General features: G+C 47.5%; 16 protein-coding genes, 16 tRNA genes and 1 rRNA gene. 32 read left to right on the top strand and 1 reads right to left on the bottom strand.

Annotated elements, in window-relative coordinates; genetic code table 11:
* The 32 genes from AC1TPC_RS13785 to AC1TPC_RS13630 form a co-directional block, all read left to right on the top strand.
* A 23S ribosomal RNA gene (locus AC1TPC_RS13785) occupies positions 1 to 154 on the top strand; the annotation flags it as partial.
* A 192-nt stretch (positions 155 to 346) separates the two neighbouring features.
* Positions 347 to 422, top strand: a tRNA-Asn gene (locus tag AC1TPC_RS13780).
* A gap of 4 nt (positions 423 to 426) precedes the next feature.
* Positions 427 to 517: transfer RNA gene (locus tag AC1TPC_RS13775), tRNA-Ser, on the top strand.
* 4 nt (positions 518 to 521) lie between these two features.
* Positions 522 to 596: transfer RNA gene (locus tag AC1TPC_RS13770), tRNA-Glu, on the top strand.
* Between the two features lie 67 nt (positions 597 to 663).
* Positions 664 to 739, top strand: a tRNA-Val gene (locus AC1TPC_RS13765).
* Positions 740 to 754: 15 nt separating this feature from the next.
* A tRNA-Met gene (locus tag AC1TPC_RS13760) sits at positions 755 to 831 on the top strand.
* A gap of 39 nt (positions 832 to 870) precedes the next feature.
* Positions 871 to 947: transfer RNA gene (locus tag AC1TPC_RS13755), tRNA-Asp, on the top strand.
* 14 nt (positions 948 to 961) lie between these two features.
* Positions 962 to 1,037, top strand: a tRNA-Phe gene (locus AC1TPC_RS13750).
* Between the two features lie 29 nt (positions 1,038 to 1,066).
* Positions 1,067 to 1,142, top strand: a tRNA-Thr gene (locus AC1TPC_RS13745).
* A gap of 3 nt (positions 1,143 to 1,145) precedes the next feature.
* Positions 1,146 to 1,230: transfer RNA gene (locus AC1TPC_RS13740), tRNA-Tyr, on the top strand.
* Between the two features lie 9 nt (positions 1,231 to 1,239).
* Positions 1,240 to 1,313: transfer RNA gene (locus AC1TPC_RS13735), tRNA-Trp, on the top strand.
* Between the two features lie 20 nt (positions 1,314 to 1,333).
* A tRNA-His gene (locus tag AC1TPC_RS13730) sits at positions 1,334 to 1,409 on the top strand.
* A gap of 31 nt (positions 1,410 to 1,440) precedes the next feature.
* Positions 1,441 to 1,515 (top strand) — tRNA-Gln (locus tag AC1TPC_RS13725).
* 7 nt (positions 1,516 to 1,522) lie between these two features.
* A tRNA-Gly gene (locus AC1TPC_RS13720) sits at positions 1,523 to 1,597 on the top strand.
* Positions 1,598 to 1,604: 7 nt separating this feature from the next.
* A tRNA-Cys gene (locus AC1TPC_RS13715) sits at positions 1,605 to 1,678 on the top strand.
* A gap of 29 nt (positions 1,679 to 1,707) precedes the next feature.
* Positions 1,708 to 1,784, top strand: a tRNA-Arg gene (locus AC1TPC_RS13710).
* A gap of 14 nt (positions 1,785 to 1,798) precedes the next feature.
* A tRNA-Leu gene (locus AC1TPC_RS13705) sits at positions 1,799 to 1,880 on the top strand.
* 307 nt (positions 1,881 to 2,187) lie between these two features.
* Complete coding sequence (locus tag AC1TPC_RS13700; protein ID WP_482067392.1) at positions 2,188 to 2,568, top strand: GntR family transcriptional regulator; 381 nt, start codon at positions 2,188 to 2,190, stop codon at positions 2,566 to 2,568.
* Positions 2,569 to 2,575: 7 nt separating this feature from the next.
* A complete protein-coding gene (locus AC1TPC_RS13695) occupies positions 2,576 to 3,274 on the top strand; it encodes an ABC transporter ATP-binding protein (protein ID WP_482067391.1) in 699 nt (232 codons plus the stop codon).
* Entirely contained in the window at positions 3,271 to 4,023 is a 753-nt protein-coding gene (locus AC1TPC_RS13690; RefSeq protein WP_482067390.1) for a hypothetical protein, read from the top strand. The genes AC1TPC_RS13695 and AC1TPC_RS13690 overlap by 4 nt, the downstream gene beginning before the upstream one ends.
* 176 nt (positions 4,024 to 4,199) lie before the next feature.
* Entirely contained in the window at positions 4,200 to 5,972 is a 1,773-nt protein-coding gene (locus tag AC1TPC_RS13685) for a sensor histidine kinase (protein ID WP_482067389.1), read from the top strand.
* Complete coding sequence (locus AC1TPC_RS13680; protein WP_482067388.1) at positions 5,965 to 7,578, top strand: response regulator; 1,614 nt, start codon at positions 5,965 to 5,967, stop codon at positions 7,576 to 7,578. The genes AC1TPC_RS13685 and AC1TPC_RS13680 overlap by 8 nt, the downstream gene beginning before the upstream one ends.
* Positions 7,579 to 7,696: 118 nt before the next feature.
* Positions 7,697 to 8,674, top strand: a complete 978-nt coding sequence (locus tag AC1TPC_RS13675) for an ABC transporter permease (protein ID WP_482067387.1) — start codon at positions 7,697 to 7,699, stop codon at positions 8,672 to 8,674.
* A gap of 51 nt (positions 8,675 to 8,725) precedes the next feature.
* Positions 8,726 to 9,658, top strand: coding sequence for a carbohydrate ABC transporter permease (locus tag AC1TPC_RS13670; RefSeq protein WP_482067386.1), 933 nt, complete (start codon positions 8,726 to 8,728; stop codon positions 9,656 to 9,658).
* Positions 9,659 to 9,745: 87 nt separating this feature from the next.
* Positions 9,746 to 11,272, top strand: a complete 1,527-nt coding sequence (locus tag AC1TPC_RS13665; RefSeq protein WP_482067385.1) for an ABC transporter substrate-binding protein — start codon at positions 9,746 to 9,748, stop codon at positions 11,270 to 11,272.
* Between the two features lie 171 nt (positions 11,273 to 11,443).
* Positions 11,444 to 12,997 (top strand): ABC transporter substrate-binding protein, encoded by a 1,554-nt coding sequence (locus tag AC1TPC_RS13660; protein ID WP_482067384.1) that lies wholly within the window; start codon positions 11,444 to 11,446, stop codon positions 12,995 to 12,997.
* A gap of 308 nt (positions 12,998 to 13,305) precedes the next feature.
* Positions 13,306 to 13,602 carry a LiaF transmembrane domain-containing protein gene (locus AC1TPC_RS13655; protein WP_482067383.1) on the top strand — a complete coding sequence of 99 codons (297 nt, stop codon included), beginning with the start codon at positions 13,306 to 13,308 and terminating at the stop codon, positions 13,600 to 13,602.
* 75 nt (positions 13,603 to 13,677) lie between these two features.
* Positions 13,678 to 14,364, top strand: a complete 687-nt coding sequence (locus tag AC1TPC_RS13650; protein WP_053374354.1) for a PspA/IM30 family protein — start codon at positions 13,678 to 13,680, stop codon at positions 14,362 to 14,364.
* Positions 14,361 to 14,798 (top strand): PspC domain-containing protein, encoded by a 438-nt coding sequence (locus AC1TPC_RS13645; protein WP_482067382.1) that lies wholly within the window; start codon positions 14,361 to 14,363, stop codon positions 14,796 to 14,798. Before AC1TPC_RS13650 ends, AC1TPC_RS13645 begins: the two co-directional genes overlap by 4 nt.
* Before the next feature lies 1 nt (position 14,799).
* Entirely contained in the window at positions 14,800 to 15,507 is a 708-nt protein-coding gene (locus AC1TPC_RS13640; RefSeq protein ID WP_482067381.1) for a PspA/IM30 family protein, read from the top strand.
* 116 nt (positions 15,508 to 15,623) lie between these two features.
* Entirely contained in the window at positions 15,624 to 16,625 is a 1,002-nt protein-coding gene (locus AC1TPC_RS13635; protein WP_482067380.1) for a sensor histidine kinase, read from the top strand.
* A gap of 66 nt (positions 16,626 to 16,691) precedes the next feature.
* Positions 16,692 to 17,342: a response regulator transcription factor gene (locus AC1TPC_RS13630; RefSeq protein ID WP_482067379.1), complete on the top strand. Its 651-nt coding sequence runs from the start codon at positions 16,692 to 16,694 to the stop codon at positions 17,340 to 17,342.
* A gap of 15 nt (positions 17,343 to 17,357) precedes the next feature.
* On the opposite strand, the gene mobB is transcribed toward AC1TPC_RS13630, so the two are convergent.
* Entirely contained in the window at positions 17,358 to 17,879 is a 522-nt protein-coding gene (gene mobB / locus AC1TPC_RS13625; RefSeq protein ID WP_482067378.1) for a molybdopterin-guanine dinucleotide biosynthesis protein B, read from the bottom strand.
* Between the last annotated feature and the right edge of the window lie 105 nt (positions 17,880 to 17,984).

The raw sequence follows: 17,984 nt of genomic DNA, 5'->3' as shown, positions 1-17,984 counted from the left end.
ATAAGCGCTGAAAGCATCTAAGCGTGAAGCCCCCCTCAAGATGAGATTTCCCAGTATGTAAGACCCCTTGAAGACGACGAGGTTGATAGGTTCGGGGTGGAAGCACAGCAATGTGTGTAGCTGACGAATACTAATCGGTCGAGGGCTTATCCTAAAAGGTTTGCTAAGCAAACCTACATCGTAAGCATACGCTAAAAGGTTGTAAGTCAAACCTACATCGTAAGCATACGCTTAAGGTTTGCATGGACCCATACATCCGGCAGACAACAGTTAAAGAGGTTTTCAGCAAACCTAATCTTTCGTATCCAGTTTTCAGGGCGCAATTTGCTTTGAAAGTGCAATATATTCCCTGATAGCTCAGTTGGTAGAGCACTCGACTGTTAATCGAGTTGTCACAGGTTCGAGTCCTGTTCGGGGAGCCATTATAGAGAGGTGTCCGAGTGGTCGAAGGAGCACGATTGGAAATCGTGTAGGCTCTAACCGGGTCTCGAGGGTTCGAATCCCTTCCTCTCTGCCAGTAAGGCCCGTTGGTCAAGTGGTTAAGACACCTCCCTTTCACGGAGGTAACAGGGGTTCGAGTCCCCTACGGGTCACCAACAAATCTTCAAAAAAAGTTTGACACAGAATAATGGCCTATGATAAGATATAAAGGTCGCTCAACACGGAGGCTTAGCTCAGCTGGGAGAGCATCTGCCTTACAAGCAGAGGGTCGGCGGTTCGATCCCGTCAGCCTCCACCATATAATTAATAATGACGCGGGGTGGAGCAGCCCGGTAGCTCGTCGGGCTCATAACCCGAAGGCCGCAGGTTCAAATCCTGCCCCCGCAACCAAAAATCTTTACCATTCGGAACTTTCCGAGATTATGATGTGGAGCTGTGGTGTAGTGGCCCAACATGCCTGCCTGTCACGCAGGAGACCGCGGGTTCGAATCCCGTCAGCTCCGCCACTTAAACAACATCAGGCTCGGTAGCTCAGTCGGTAGAGCAGAGGACTGAAAATCCTCGTGTCGGCGGTTCGATTCCGTCCCGAGCCACCATTAGATGTACATGCTTGACAAGTGAATATGCCGTTGTAGCTCAACTGGTAGAGCAACTGACTTGTAATCAGTAGGTTGGGGGTTCAAGTCCTCTCGACGGCACCACATGGAGGATTAGTGAAGTGGCTAAACACGGCAGACTGTAAATCTGCTCTCTCTGAGTTCGGTGGTTCGAATCCATCATCCTCCACCAGTTTACCTTAGGGGCATAGTTTAAAGGTAGAACAAAGGTCTCCAAAACCTTTGGTGTGGGTTCAATTCCTGCTGCCCCTGCCAATTGAATATTTTTGAACGTGGCGGTCGTGGCGAAGTGGTTAACGCATCGGTTTGTGGATCCGACACTCGGGGGTTCAATTCCCCTCGATCGCCCCATTAATTCAAAAATAGGTAATGCATATTTTGTTGGGGATTAGCCAAGCGGTAAGGCAACGGACTTTGACTCCGTCATTCTCAGGTTCGATCCCTGAATCCCCAGCCATTTATATGCGGAAGTGGCTCAGCGGTAGAGCATCGCCTTGCCAAGGCGAGGGTCGCGGGTTCGATTCCCGTCTTCCGCTCCATTTATTTGGCGCCATAGCCAAGTGGTAAGGCAGAGCTCTGCAAAAGCTCTACCCCCAGTTCGAGTCTGGGTGGCGCCTCCACAGATTTTTTAATGCAAGAAACAAAACATGTGCCCTTAGCTCAGCTGGATAGAGCGTTTGACTACGAATCAAAAGGTCAGGAGTTCGAATCTCTTAGGGCACGCCATTATTTACCTGAATGCCGATGTGGCGGAATGGCAGACGCGCGCGACTCAAAATCGTGAGGGAAACCGTGGAGGTTCGAGTCCTCTCATCGGCACCATAATTACTTACATAAACTCTTGAGATCCTTTGGATCTTGAGAGTTTTTTTGTGCGTTGTCCTACTTAAATTTATTTTTAAAGTGTCTCTTTACAACAACATATTACTAGTGTACTATTTAACTAACACACAAGGACACTGGAGGAAAAATTCGATGAAAGCATCTGCTAAGTTAAATGAAGCAAGCATCGTTTGTGCTGCGTATGTTGCTTTGTTTCTAGCGGTAAGCTTTGTTACTTTCAAAAAACGGGATATTGCCTAACAGTTGATTTATTTGTTAAGTGCAGCAGAAGGGAGAAGGACAAATTGTGAGCATTGAATTCGATAATAATTTGCCGATCTATTTGCAAATCATGAATTACATCAAGAAAGAAATTGTCATCGGGAAGCTTAAAGCAGGGGATAAAATACCGGCCGTACGGGAGCTGGCTCTAGAGCTGCAAATTAATCCGAATACGATTCAGCGAACCTTTCAGGAGCTTGAACGCGAACAAATCGTAGAGACGAAGCGCGGGCTTGGACGATATGTAACGAGCGAGGAGACAAAGATTATGGAGATCAAAAAAGAGATGGCTGGCGGCCTGCTCGGTCGCTTCATACAAGGGATGCAGGAGCTTGGCTTTGCGAGTAACGATATTGTAATGATTGTTGCGCATGCGGTAGACGAGAAGGATAACAAAGAGGAGTGAAGAGAACGTGAAAAGCGTATTGCAACTGACTGATGTATCGAAATCATATGTAGGCAAGAAGGCATTAAATCACATTTCGCTTAACATTGCACCCGGCAAAATTGTTGGTTTGCTTGGCTGCAACGGCAGCGGTAAGAGCACACTGATGAAAATTGCGGCTGGTCTTGTTCATCCTGCCTCCGGCTCAGTCCAGGTGGGCGGTCAGCTAGTCGGCAGAGAGACAAGGGAGTATACCTCATTTATGCCGGATCAGCCGCTGACGGAAAGCTGGATGCGCGTGGAGGATGCGATCCAGTTTAATAAAGATTTTTATGCCGACTTTGATCTGGCGAAAGCCAATGAAATGCTAGCCTTCATGAAGCTGAACAAAAGGGATCGTGTCAGCGCTATATCCAAAGGAATGAATGAACGGCTGCAGCTTACTCTTACGTTGTCGCGAAATGCGAAGCTTTATTTGCTCGATGAGCCAATTGGCGGGGTAGATCCTGTCGCAAGAGCGAAGATTTTGGATGCAATCGTTAACTACTATAACGAGGATAGCAGCCTGCTTGTATCGACCCATCTCGTACGTGATATCGAACGGATCTTCGATGAAGTTATTTTCATAAGTGAAGGTAAGATCGTGCTGCAGGATGAAGTGGAAAATATTCGGCTTACGCGCGGAAAAAGTGTTGATGAGATGTTTAAGGAGTTGTTCGGGGAATGATCAAACTGTTGAAATATGATTGGAAACGGAACAGCGATGGAATTCTCAGTACGCTTGCCATATTGTTTGTTCTTGAAGCAGCGCTATCGATTACGGGACTTACACAGAATTGGAATGAACCGGTGGTGTTATCGTTCAGCATATTCGGCTACGTGCTTGCCATGTCGCTGTTGTTCATACATTGCTGCCGAACGTTTGATCAAAATTTAAAGTCGTACAGCCGCAGGCTCCTGCCTATTCATCCAATTAACGGGGTAGGCTCAACCATTTTCCTAAGCTGGATTTGTGTGATTTTGATCGCTGTAATTGCTGCTATTCATATTCCGATTTATTTCGCTTTTTCGGATATAGATACCACCTTTATAAAAGAGAATTTTCAATTTGAAAAAGGATCGATACTTTGGATTATTTTAGGCTCCGCGTGGACGTTTACATCTTTGCTTATTTCTATTCTTGCTTCGATTACGGTTGCGCGCAGCTTTAGGTTCAAGCGATCCGCTTGGATTGGAATTCTGTTTTTCTTCGGGGCGCAAATCATTATGGCTTGGATTTCAGAAGTAATATTTGATTATGGCGAGGATTCTTTGGGCTTTGTCGAAATTAATAGTACTCAAACGGGGAATGCGATGTCCTTCCAATCATCATTTAGTCTAAACACATTTACAGGACCGTTTCTATTAGAGCTGGTGTTTACGGCTGGTTTCCTATATTTGATGCATTATTTGTTAAGCAAAAAAGTAGAGCTATAAGACACAATCAGAAAGGCGCTTGAGGGTTATTTTACCCCCGTGCGCCTTTTTTGGCGTGTTAGGGGGTTCGCGCGCAATTTGAGGATAGTCATCAACGCTGCTGTATGGATGAATAGTTCCATTTATATGATTTTAAGAAAGCGCTTTAAATGATAGTATTAGAGAGGATTCATTTTATGATAGGGGGAAAGCGGAGCGTGTGGTTCGGTAAATCGATAAGAACTCGACTTATTATCGGATTTATGGCAGTAATGCTGCCGGTCGTCATTTATATGCTTATCAATAACAGCTATTCGCGCGATATCGTTCGTGAGAAGGTGTCGGAGACCTACCGGAACACGCTCGATATTTATGTCGGTCAGACGGATCACAACCTAGCTCAAATCAACGATTATCTTTATAAAATGTCTGTGCTTGATTCGGATGTCGGGCTGCTTATGTCCTTCCCGATGGACAGCGACGGCTATACCTTAACGAAAATACGGATCGATTCCAAGCTGAATCGCGACGTAGGCGTCTATAATCTGATCGATGCCGTGTTTCTATACCACAAGAACGATATTATTTTTGGAACGGACAGCGTATATAACGATACGAAAAAAATAATTAAATCCCATATGGATACGATGACGACGGAACAAAATTTGCTTCTGAACGATCAGCAAACGTGGGAGGTAAGAGCCGACGAGCGGATGCCGGGCAAATTTTTTCTAATCAACTTCATTAAAGCATCAGAGGGGCTGTATGTCGGCGCCATGATCAAAGTACAGGATATCAACAAAATGCTCTCTATCCAATGGAGCGACGGGGATATCGGGCATAACGGCATTTACTTGCGAGATGGGGACCGGCTTGTACAATCGTTAACGGAAAACATAGGGCCTTTTGAGCAGAGCTATAAAATAACGAATAAACCTTATGAGTCGCTGACAGACCGGGGAACAGGCGCGGCCTACCTCGTGATGAACCGAATGAGCGAAATGGTCAATATTGCTTACCGTGTCGTGATTCCGGAGGAAACGCTGCTTCGCAACCTTTTGTTTTTCCGAAATGCAACGCTTTTTGCTCCGATCGGTTTTTTAGCCATCTTGCTTATGTACTTATTTTTTATGCGCAACATGCTGTTTAAGCCGCTGCATGAGCTCATTCTGGCGATGAAGAAAATATCACTCGGTATGCTGGACGTAAGGCTTAAGAAAAACAATACGCTTGAATTTGAATTTCTCGGCAACACATTCAATGTGATGGCTGAGCAAATTAAAACGCTGAAAATCGATGTGTACGAGGAGCAGCTTCGGGTGAAGCAGGGGGAGCTGAAGCAGCTTCAAGCGCAAATTAACCCGCATTTTTATATGAACAGCTTGAATATCATTTATAACTTGGCTGCACTGAACGATACGGAATCGGTCAAAAAGATGTCACTGCATCTTGCGGATTACTTCCGCTTTATTATGAAAGCCAATCGGGATACGATTACGCTCAAAGAAGAGCTGATGCATATCGAGAACTACATGACGATTCAAAAAATCCGCTTTCCCGACAAGCTGGAATGCACGTTTGAGGGAATGGACGACATTATGAGTTATCCGATAGCGGCATTGACCGTACAGCCGTTTGTCGAAAATTCGATCATTCATGGCTATAAAAACAGGAGGCAGCTGTTCCAAATTAAAATCGCGGCGGAAATAGACGCTGACCATGGATTTACGCTTACGATCAGCGACAATGGCGTCGGCTTTAGCCCAGAGGTGCTGGAGAAGCTGCATAATAAGGAGCCGCTGCAGCAGGAGGAGACGGGCAGCCTGGGCATCATGAACGTTATTCACCGGCTGCAGCTGCTATATGGTGAGCGGACGTCGATCACATTCCGCAATCAAGCGGAGGGCACAGGCGCGATAGTGGTTATCGTATTTCCTAAGCGAGTGGAAGGGGTAAAGGCCGTTGTATAATTTATTGGTCGTTGATGATGAAGAGATTGCGATTCGCGGCATCGTAAAGGGCATTGATTGGTCGACGCTTCCTATTGGCAATATCTATACAGCTATTGATGCGGAGGAGGCGCAGTCCTTGCTGACCGCACACACGGTACATATTATGCTGTCGGACATCGATATGCCGAATCAAAGCGGCATTGATCTGCTGGAGTGGACGAACGAGCATTCTCCATCCACCGTGACGATCTTCCTTACCGGGCATGCGGATTTTAAGTATGCGCAGCAAGCCGTACAGCTCGATTGCTTCGATTATTTGCTCAAGCCAATCGACCACAACGCGCTGAAAGCTTGTGTAAACGAGGCGCTGGACAAGGTTCGCGATTTGGAGCAGCTTGCAAAAATTCGTGGAACGTACAGCTTATTTTATGAGCAGTGGAGCAAGCAGCGTCCGATTCTAATCGAGCGCTTCTGGCTGGATGTCATCCATTATAGGCTTTCCGCTGCGCCGCAGCAGCTTGATTCCGCGCTGCAAAACTATGCAATGCCGCTCCAATCGGGCAGCCTTATTCGCGTCGTACTCATAAGCATCGAGCAGTGGCGAGAGGAATGGTCGGCGCGCGACGAAGAGATTATGACCTATGGTGTAAAAAACGCGGCCGAGGAGCTTGTGCTTCAGAGCGATCCGGGGCTTATTGTTCAGGATGGCAGCGGTATTTTATATGCACTACTGTATAGCTCGCCCGATGGGAACGAGCCATCTACCGCCGTCACCAACGAGCGCTGCAAAACGTTTATTAATCAGTGCAAAAGCATGCTGCATTGCCATCTTTCCTGTTATATCGGAGAGAACGTGGAGGTAAAGCAGCTCCGCGCCTCCGTTCAGACGCTGCTATCCCTGGAGCGCAGCAACGTAAGCAGCACATGCGCCATCATTATGGAGCGGGACGATAAGCAGAAGCATGGGCACAGCGCCCCACAGCAAGCTCCCTTCTCCGATTGGGTGCTGCTGCTCGAATCAGGAAAGCGGACGGAATTAGCGCTGCGGATCGATGAGTGCTTCGACCAGATGCAGCAGAGAAGTGTCGATTATACGCATATGGCCTCGTTTTATTTTGGCTTTATGAATATGCTGATTGAGTGGCTCAATAAAAAATCAGTACAATTGACCGATGTATTCACGAATCGAGAATGGGAGGTTGGCGAGAATGTCCTGAAATCGTTAGCCCGGATGCGAATCTGGGCACAGCAATTAAGCGCTCAGGTAACGGAATACGCCAATCAGAACGGAAAGGACGTATCGCAGGTTGTAGATAAGGTTCAGCGCTTTATGGAGGAGCATCTTGGCGAAGAGTTTAGCCGCGAGCAGGCTGCGGAGTCGGTTTATTTGAATCCTGCCTATCTATCGCGCCTGTACCGCAGGGAAACCGGCTATTCGTTAACGGATTACTTGGTGAGAATAAGAATTGCGAAGGCGCGCAGCTTGCTGGAGCAAACGAATAACCGGGTCAGCGATATCGCGCTTCATGTAGGTTATTCTAACTTCTCGCATTTCTCCAAGCTATTTAAGAAGATGACCGGCCTGACGCCGCAGGAATATCGCAAGAAGTATCAGGATGTATGAGTGAAAAGTCACAGCACCGTTAATATGGTCACAGCGCCGACAGATGTCGGCGTCTTTTTTTTATACAATTTAAGCAAGAGAAATGACTCAAAGCCTTAGAAAGAGGAGGAGGAAGACGATGGCGGATCAGACGTCGAAAGCTGCGGCAACGGCCTATACTCCACAAATTAAAGCTAGGAAGACATCTCATTTACTCATATTCCGCAAATACTGGATGTTCTATGTGATGATGCTCCCGGCCATCGTTCTGCTTGTATTCAACAATTATATTCCAATGTTCGGCATCATAATCGCGTTCAAGAGCATTAACTACGCGGATGGCATACTAGGAAGCGCGTGGAATGGGTTAACGAACTTCGAGTATTTGTTCAAAACATCCGATGCGTGGATTATTACGCGCAACACACTGTTGTACAACTCTGGCTTTATTATTCTCAATTTGATCATTCCGCTGGCGTTTGCGCTGATGCTTAATGAGATTCGCAACCGGTTCGTCGCCAAGCTCCATCAGACGGTTATGTTTCTTCCTTATTTTCTGTCCATGGTCGTGATCAGCTACCTCGTCTTCGGCTTCATGAGCGATGAGCACGGTTACTTGAACAGCTCGCTGCTTCCGGCATTAGGGCTTGAGAAGGTGAGCTGGTATTTTACCCAGGAGGTATGGCCTTACGTCCTGCCAATCGTGAACACGTGGAAGAGCATGGGCTACTTCACCGTCATTTATATGGCTGCCATCATCGGCATCGACGATGAGTATTACGAGGCTGCAACGATCGACGGGGCGAGCAAGTGGAAGCAAATGACCCGCATTACGATCCCGCTCATTATGCCTGTCATTACGATAATGACGCTGCTTCAGATCGGCAAAATATTTAATGCGGATTTTGGCCTATTCTTCCAAGTGCCTAGAGAATCGGGCGTGCTGTTCCCGGTTACGAACGTCATCGACACTTATGTCTATCGGACGTTCCTGACCGTTGGCGACATCGGCTTATCATCCGCAGCGGGTCTGCTGCAGTCGGTCGTCGGATTCACGCTGGTTTTTCTATCGAACTGGGTTGTACGCCGCATCAACAAGGATAACGCATTATTTTAGCAGATGATTAGCCATTCTTCTTTTCTATGAAAAATTTATGGAGGTGAACCTATGGAAGCAGTCGAGAAAATGTCGTCCGGGTCCAATCCAAAAAACCAATTGTCGATTCCGGCTTCTCTAGGCATCAATGTGTTCTTTATTGTATATTCGCTGCTCTGCATCATACCGCTTGTTCTGATCGTTATGGTCTCGATTTCGGATGAGGCGACGGTCGTGCGGGAGGGCTATCAATTTATCCCTTCAAAGCTTGACTTGGCTGCCTACCAATTTCTGTTCAAGGATGCGACCCAAATTATTCGCTCCTACAGCATCTCGATCCTCGTCACTATCGTGGGCACAACGCTCAGCCTTATTATTATGGCGCTGTACGCTTATCCGATCTCAAGAACAGACTTCCCGCATGCCAAGTTTTTTACCTTCTTCGTTTTCTTTACGATGCTGTTCTCAGGCGGACTTGTGCCATGGTACTTGGTGTACGTTCGTGTACTCGACTTAAAGGATACGCTGCTTGCCCTCATTATGCCGCTTCTCGTCGCAGCTTTCTTCGTGCTCATCATTCGCACGTTCTTTCAGACGACGATTCCGGCAGCCGTACTGGAGTCCGCTAAGATTGACGGTGCAGGAGAGCTTACTATTTTCGCAAAAATCGTCCTACCTTTATCGCTACCAGTGCTCGCGACGGTTGCACTCTTCCAGACGCTCACCTATTGGAATGATTGGTTTCTCAGCTTGGTGTTCATTACGAAGGATGGGAATATTACCGTGCAATATTTGATGTATAAGACGATGCTGAACATTCAATTTCTTGCGAATAACAGCACGGCGGCAGCAGCGATTACGGCAGCGGGCGGAACGTTCAAATTTCCGAGCGAGACTGTTCGCATGGCGATGGTTGTCGTCGGGATCGGGCCAATTATTTTCGCGTACCCGTTCTTTCAAAAGTACTTTGTCAAAGGGTTGACTGTAGGCGCTGTGAAGGGCTGATTGTACAAATGAACGGTTGCCAAAATGGCTGGAGCCGGCTATGCCGGTTTAGCATACAACTTAATTTTTAAGGGAGGTCCACCCGCTATGAAGCAAGTTAAACAAAAAACATCGATGCTTCTCATGATGATGCTGACCATCGTGCTCGTCATGTCCGCATGCTCAGGAAACAACAGTAAAACGAATAACAATCCAGAGTCTGCGAAGAATACTGCCGCCGAGACAGACAAACCAGCAGGTACAGAAGAAGAGCCGCCCGCATCCGATCTGAAGCCTTACAAAATCTCGCTCGTCTATCCAGGCACCCCTCAGAAGGATGAGAAAAAAGTGGAAGAGGCGCTTAATAAGCTGCTGACCGAAAAAATCAACGCAACCATCGATCTAATGCCAATAGACTGGGGCGCATGGGACGATAAAATCAATCTGATGATCGCATCCCGCGAAGAGGTTGACATTATCTTCACTGCGCAGTGGAACGGCCATGCGAATAACGTATCCAAGGGTGCATTCCTTGAGCTAGGCGGTCTGATCGATCAATACGGCAAGGGCATCGTTGAAACGCTAGACCCTGCCTTCCTCGAAGGCGCGAAGATCAATGGCAAAAACTACGGCGTGCCAACGAACAAGGAACTAGCTGCCGCAGGCGGGATCGTATACCGCAAAGACGTTACCGACGAGCTTGGCATTGATATGAGCAATGTCAAAACACCTCAGGATCTAGATGCAATCTATGCCGTCGTAAAAGCAAAAAGACCTGAATTGACGCCGCTTTACACAACAGCGGGAGCCTTTAACTCGCATTTCTTTGCCAACTATGACTTTCTAGGCGATTCGACGATTCCAGGAGCCGTTCTGAAGGATCAGGACGGTACGACCGTAACGCCGATGGAGAAAATCGACCGCTACAAGGAATATTTGAACCTTACCCGCGACTATTTCAAAAAAGGCTACATTAACGCCGATGCCGCGACAACGCAGGTCGCTTCCGCAGATGCATGGAAAGCAGGCACTGTATTCTCTACAATCGAGCCGATGAAGCCTGGCAAGGATTCTGAAATTGCGAGCGCTTCAGGGCTGACAGGCAAGCTTGCCCAAATTATAATGACGGAAAAAACGGTTGCTACGTCTGAAACCGCTGGCTCGATGCTCGGCGTCTCCTCCACTTCGAAGGATCCGGCCCGCGCTATGATGCTGATCAATTTGCTGCACACGGATAAAGAAATCAACAATCTGCTGAACTTCGGTTTGGAAGGCGACCACTTTACACGCAGCGGTGAAATCATTACCGCAACAGGCAACACCGCGAACTATAACCCAGGCTCCGCTTGGATGTTCGGCAGTCAATTCCTTAACTACGTATGGGACACGGAGGACCCAGACAAGTGGGCGAAATTCAAGGAGTTCAACCAAAACGCAAAGGTCTCTCCCGCGCTTGGCTTCGTATTTAACAGCGAGCCCGTGAAGGCTGAAGTAGGCGCGCTCGCAAACGTTATCCGTCAATATCAAAGAGCGCTTGAAACCGGCTCCGTCGACGTCGATAAAATTTTAGCCGAGTATGAGGCGAAGCTGAAGGATGCTGGCGTTGACAAGGTCGTAGCCGAAAAACAAAAGTAATTCGACGAATTTCTGGCAAACAAATAAGTGTTAAGCGAAGCTTAGTCTGTAAATAATGAAAACCCGCGTCTTGCAAAGGCGCGGGTTTTTCTTGCTTGCATTTTTTGGCCTGGTATTTACAATTAAACTATTGAACGCAATATCATCAACCCATTAGGGGGCAATTCGATAATGACCCGAACGACGAGCCTTATGATTCGTGCAAGGATGCTCCTATTGGGCGGCTTATTTGCAATAAGCGCTTGCTCTTATCAGATAGCCGAGAATAGCCCGCTTAGCAGCAAAGATAATGAAAGCGCTTCATCAAATATGGCGAATAGCGGCGGATTACAGCAGGACCGAACACTCCAGACTTATACATTAAAATTTGTATATACGGGATCGCCGCAGAAGGACGAGGAAGAAGTAGAGGCGGCAATGAATGTGTATTTAATTGATAAAATCAATGCGAAAATAGATCTCATGCCGATTGATTGGGGGCCATGGGACGATAAAATCAACCTGATGGTCGCATCGCGCGAGAAGATTGATATCTTATTTACAGCACAGTGGAACAAGCATGCGGTAAATGTGTCTAAGGGGGCATTTTTAGAAATCGATGAGCTGCTGGAGCAGTATGGACAAGGTATTTTGCAATCGCTTGACCCCATATTTCTAGCCGGTGCCAAAATCGACGGGAAAAACTATGCGGTTCCGACGAACAAGGAGTTAGCGGCGCAGGGCGGCATTGTCTATCGCTCGGATATTGCCGAGGAGCTGGGAATTGACATGTCCAACGTAAAAACAATCGAGGATTTGGATGCTGTGTATGCAATCATTCTTGCAAAAAAGCCGGGAATGACGCCTCTCTATATGAAGATGGGCGAGACGTTTAATGCGCATTATGTCGGTAATTTTGATGCGCTTGGCGATACGTCGATTCCCGGCATTATTCTTAAGGATGGCGAAAGCACAAAGGTCATGCCGGCCTACGAGGTTGACCGTTATGTGGATACGCTGCGCATTACGCGGCAATTTTTTCAGAAGGGATACATCAATAAAGATGCGGCAACAAATCAGACGATGAACAACGACGCTTTAAGATCTGGAGACGTTTTCTCTATTACTTCCGCTTTGAAACCCGGGAAGGAGGAGGAGCTGGCTATTCAGACCGGCCTTATCGGCAAGCTTGCCCAGCTGCCCTTAAATGAGAAGACGATTTCAACGTCTGAGACAGCAGGCTCTATGCTGGCGATCTCCACTACCTCACAGGACGCTGCGCGCGCCATGTTGTTTATCAATTTGCTCCATACGGACTCTTACTTGAACAATCTGCTGAATTACGGCATAGAAGGCAAGCATTATACGAAGGTAGACGAAAATGTGATCATGCCGACCGAGCAAACACAGCATTATAATCCTGGCTCCAACTGGATGTTCGGCAACCAGTTTCTGAACTATGTATGGGACTCTGAAGATCCCGACAAATGGAATCATTTCCAACAATTCAATCAAAACGCAAAGCTCTCACCCGGACTTGGCTTCGTATTTGACGGCGATGCGGTTAGAGCTGAGATAGCTGCTGTCGTCAATGTAAACAGACAATATCAAACCGCCTTGGAAACCGGCTCAGTCGATATCGATAAAGTATTGCCGGAGTATACCGAGAGACTTCAAGCGGCCGGCATCGACAAGATTGTTGCAGAGAAGCAGGCTCAATTCGATCAATTTCTGGCTAACAAATAAAAGTATCGATTCTATAATGTGCCGGACAATCGATAGCGCGATGCCGGCATTTTAGGTTCGGTTAGTGTGCGAGGTCATTGGGGCGTGATTCGTTGAATAGTACGGCTTGGGTAGTGAAATAGCGCCGAAAACCGTTATTTTCCCCCGGAGGCGGGCGGCTGACTCGACCTAAGTCCAGTTCGAAAACCGCCGAAGGTCCGTTTTATAAAAGCGTAAATTGATCTAAACTAAGTACATAAGCAAGAGCAACACACATAAAGCAATAAACGAATGGAAAAAAAGAAAAATGGAAAGGAGTTGAAACGGAGATGAATGGAAAAAGCGCGTTAGGCGTACTGCTTATGATCGTCGGAGTTATCGCGGTACTTAATTTTGTAGGTGTCCACTTTGGTGCTATATTCGGATTCTTGCTCCCGTTCATTCTAATCGGACTGGGTATCGTCGGTTGGATGAACAGCAAGAAATGGATTGGCGGCATACTTATCGTAATCGGCGGTATGATGGTTCTCGGCAAGCTCGGCGGCGTCATTTTGCTGCTTCTGGCAATCGGCTTGATCGTAGCTGGAGTAAGCCTCTTCAAGAAAGATAAACGCAGAGCATACTAAGCGCTGCGAAAGATAAAAAAATGAACGGTTTAACGAAGCATGGCAAGCATCGCAAAACGTTAAGGAGGACATGGAATGAGTATTATGAAGCGAGTGCGCGACATTACGGTTGCTACACTAAATGAACGTCTTGAGAAATCAGAAGATCCGGTTCGGATGATCGATCAATTTCTCTGGTCTACCAGAGAAGATATCATTCAAGCGGAGAAGCTGTACCAGCAGTACGCTGGCCACAGCAATCACTTAAAAGCACAATGGCTGCAGGCTGAGGAGCAAAAGGAACGGCGCGAGAATCAAGCGTTGACGGCTCTAAAGGCAGGCGAGGAGCAGTTGGCAAGAATAGCCCTTCACGAGAAAGCAAGCTGCGAAGAACGCTCGGTTCAATACCGTGAACTGTTCGAGCAAAGCAGACAAAATACGCTGGATCTAGAAGAGCAGCTTCGCGAGATGCGCAGCGAATACCAATCGGTATATGACAAACGCGAATATTATGCGGCTCGCATGGAATCACTAAGACTTCAACAGCGGATGAACAGCCGCTACAGCAGCGGCTTCGGCGAACAAGGCATTCAGTCGGGTTCCGTATTCAGAAGACTGGAAGATCGGATTAGCGGCATGGAGCACGAAGCGAAAAGCTTGCGCGACATTCGCAGAATGGGGCAAGAATTCGTAACGGAAGCGGGCAACACTGTACAATCCGTTATAGAACGTGAGCTTGAGCAATTGAAGCGAAAGCTTGAGAAAGAGGGCTGGTCGTCTTGAAGAAACTCTATCGTTCCTCACGCGACAAAAAAATATTAGGTCTTTGCGGCGGATTAGCGGAGATGTTGAACGTTGACGCAACACTGCTGCGGATCTTGCTAATAATTGTAACCATCATTACAGGTGGAGGAGTAATCCTGATTTATCTTTTGGCAGGCTTGGTTGTACCAAAAGAACCGCCGACCTATTCGAACTTTGGACCAAACGGCGGCTACAATCCTGGATTTGGCCAACAAGCTAATTCGCCATTCGGCGGTCCTTACAAAAACCCGCCACAAGCACCAGGCTCTTGGAATTCGCAAGGACCGGCACCACAGCCAGCAGCATCGACACAGTTCGATAGCATGATGGATGATTTGGAGAAAAAAGCGCTGCGTCGTGAAATTGAAGAATTGAAAGCCAAAATTGCTAAATACGAGAAGGGAGATTTTTAATATGGGAATTTTCAAACGCATGAAGGATATGACAAAGGCATCGGTAAATGAGGCATTGGATAAAATCGAAGATCCGATTATTATGTTGAATCAATACCTGCGCGACATGGAGTCCGAAATTCATCAAGCTGAGGTTACAGTAGCTAAACAAATGGCAAATGAGCGCCGCATGAAGCAGCGCCTTGAGGAAACTGTACGCAGTGCAGCTGATCGTGAGTCTAAAGCTGAAGCGGCTCTAAGAGCCGGCCAAGAGGAGCTTGCTCGCAAGCTGCTGGAAGAAAAGCTTTATTTTGACCAGAAAGTAACCGAATATGTTGATCTGCATACACAGTCGAAAGCACAAGCAGAGGAATTGCTGCAGCAATTGCACACGATGAAGGAAGAGTTCTACCAACTGCGCAACAAGCGCAATGAGCTTGCTTCCCGTGCACAAGTAGCTAAAGCTCAAAAACAAATGGCGCAATTGACCGCGAACCATACGATCGACAGCGGCTCTGCATCACGCGGCTTCTACCGTATGGAAGAGAAAATTATGCAGCTCGAAGCAGAAGCGGACGTTTTGCGCACTCCTTACACATACAGCGGTGCAACAAACAGCTTTAATGCAGCGGATGCTGAGAAACAAGTGAAAGTGGATGAGCAGCTGCAAGCGCTCAAGAACAAGCTGAATCCGGCCCCTTCTTTAACAAAAGCTTCTACTGAAGAATAGGATCATGGCACTCGAAAGCAGCGGACCGTCTAACGGTCTGCTCTTTTATGTTTGCATGAATAATGACATAATCAGGCATTAAGAGTTAAAATAGTACATAGAAGGAAGTGAGCCGTATGGAACAGCGCAATAAGGGTGACCAGCCGAATCATGCGGCCCGTAGGAGCAATGCTACGGAAACGATATTGTGGCTGCTTATTATCATCAGCTTGGTTGTCATCGTATTGCAAGGAATCGGCTATGTTGAGCTGTTCACGCTTCAAGGCAAATGGGCGGTAATCGGGCTGACTATCGTTGGGGTAGGAATGGCTGCTGCTGCGCTGAATGGTTATTTGCAAAATTCGAGGCTGAAGGAATCGTTAAAGCGGTTGACGGAGCAGCAGGTGAAACGCAGGTTTACCGTTACGCTAAGCAATGGCGAGAAGACGGAAAATGAAATATCGGAGCAGGAGCAGGTCGACCCGAATTGGACCGAAAAGGTCAAATTTACGGCCGTGATCGAAGAGCGCCAGCGCCTTGCGCGCGAGCTGCATGACGCGGTGAGCCAGCAGCTATTCGCCATCTCGATGACGGCGACGGCCGTCAGCCGGACGATTGAGCGGGACTGGGAGCGGGCACGGCGTCAAGTACAGCTTATTGAAGAAATGGCAGCCGTTGCGCAATCGGAAATGCGCGCCTTGCTGCTTCATCTTCGGCCCGTCCACTTGGACGGAAAAAACCTGGGGCAGGCGCTTACTGTTCTAGTGGATGAGCTGAAGCAGAAAGTACCGATGACGATATCGCTTGAGGTGGATGATACGATTATGCTGCCGCCAAATTCAGAGGATCATTTGTTCCGGATTGCACAGGAGGCATTATCGAATACGCTAAGGCATTCCAAAGCGGATAGAATGGAAATCAAGCTGATTCGCTCGGGGAATCAAGTGCATATGAGTCTTCTTGACAGCGGCATCGGGTTTGATCTTGAGTCGAAGAAGCAGACGTCTTACGGGCTGCTTACGATGGAGGAGCGGGTGCTTGAGCTGGGCGGATCGCTGCAGATGATCTCGAAGCCAGGCGAGGGGACCGTTATTCATATTTGGGTTCCGGCGGATGGACAGCGAGAAGCGAAGTCATAAGCATGAAGATTGAAATCGATTAACGATAAAAGAGGGACGGTGTTAGGTGTGGAGGCAATTGAGCATTTGAGTCAGCCAATAAAGGTGCTGCTTGTCGATGATCACGAGATGGTGAGGATCGGGCTTGCGGCGGTGCTGGATACCGAGGATGGAATCGAGGTTGTCGGTGAAGCAAGCAACGGCATGGACGGCATTCGATTAGCACAGGCGTACAGACCTGACGTTGTATTGATGGATTTGGTGATGGATGGCATGGATGGCGTTGAGACGACAGCCAAGCTGCTTGAGCTGTACCCTGAATGTAAAGTCATCGTATTGACGAGCTACTTGGATGACAGCAAGCTGTATCCGGTCATTGAAGCGGGAGCGTTCAGCTATTTGCTGAAAACATCGCGAGCTACGGAAATCGCCGATGCGATACGAGCTGCAGCGCGAGGACAATCCGTCCTTGAATCACAGGTTGCGGCTAAAATGATGAACCGCTTCCGCCAACCGAAGCAGCACGAGCAAGCTCCGCTTCATGATGATCTGACGGATCGCGAGATGGATGTGCTCAAGCGGGTTGCGCAGGGTATGTCCAATCAGGAAATCGCCGATGAGCTGTTTATAGGCGTAAAAACGGTAAAATTCCATATTACAAACATTTTTAATAAGCTGGATGTGGACGACCGAACACAAGCAGCTATTTATGCTCATAAGCAAGGAATTGCAGAATAAAGGACAACATAACAACTAGTTGTTATGCTGCTTGAAGAATGCCATTATTTTTTGGAAGAGCTCGTCGATCTGATCAATAGCGATTGCTTGGACAGAAGAAGAGGCAAGTGAGCTGGCATCAGGCCAAAGAGCGGCAGCAATCGGATTTTTTGTTGATATTAGAAGCTCATGGTCTTCTTCCGTACGAATCATAACGATTTTTGGATAGGCTGCATCCTTGAAGCCTTCAATTAATATGACATCCGCTTCGGGCATTTGCGCAATGAGCTGCTCAAGCGGTTCGGAGTACGCCTTCATGATCGCTGTGCGCTTTGAAGATGTAATGGCTGTTATATCTGCTCCGGCTGCTTGGTGCTTCCATGTATCGGTGCCGGGCTTATCGATCTGAAAATCATGCGCATCGCGCTTAATGGTTCCAACTTTATAGTCTGCTTGTTTAAAGCGTTCCGTTAGCCGGCAAACCAATGTGGTTTTGCCGGTGTTTTTGTATCCGACGACTTGAATAATAAGCTGCTTGTTTGCTGATGATGGCAACATGGCGTCTCCTTTGCGGCGTTCATTGACGTTGATTGCCAATAGTTTAACATACATTGTAAAATGGATGCTAAATAGGCTGCTGGATGTGGAAAGCTGACGGCGATA

It is taken from the genome of Paenibacillus sp. Y280 (genome assembly GCF_056786335.1).
This window is presented reverse-complemented; position numbering and strand designations above follow the sequence as displayed.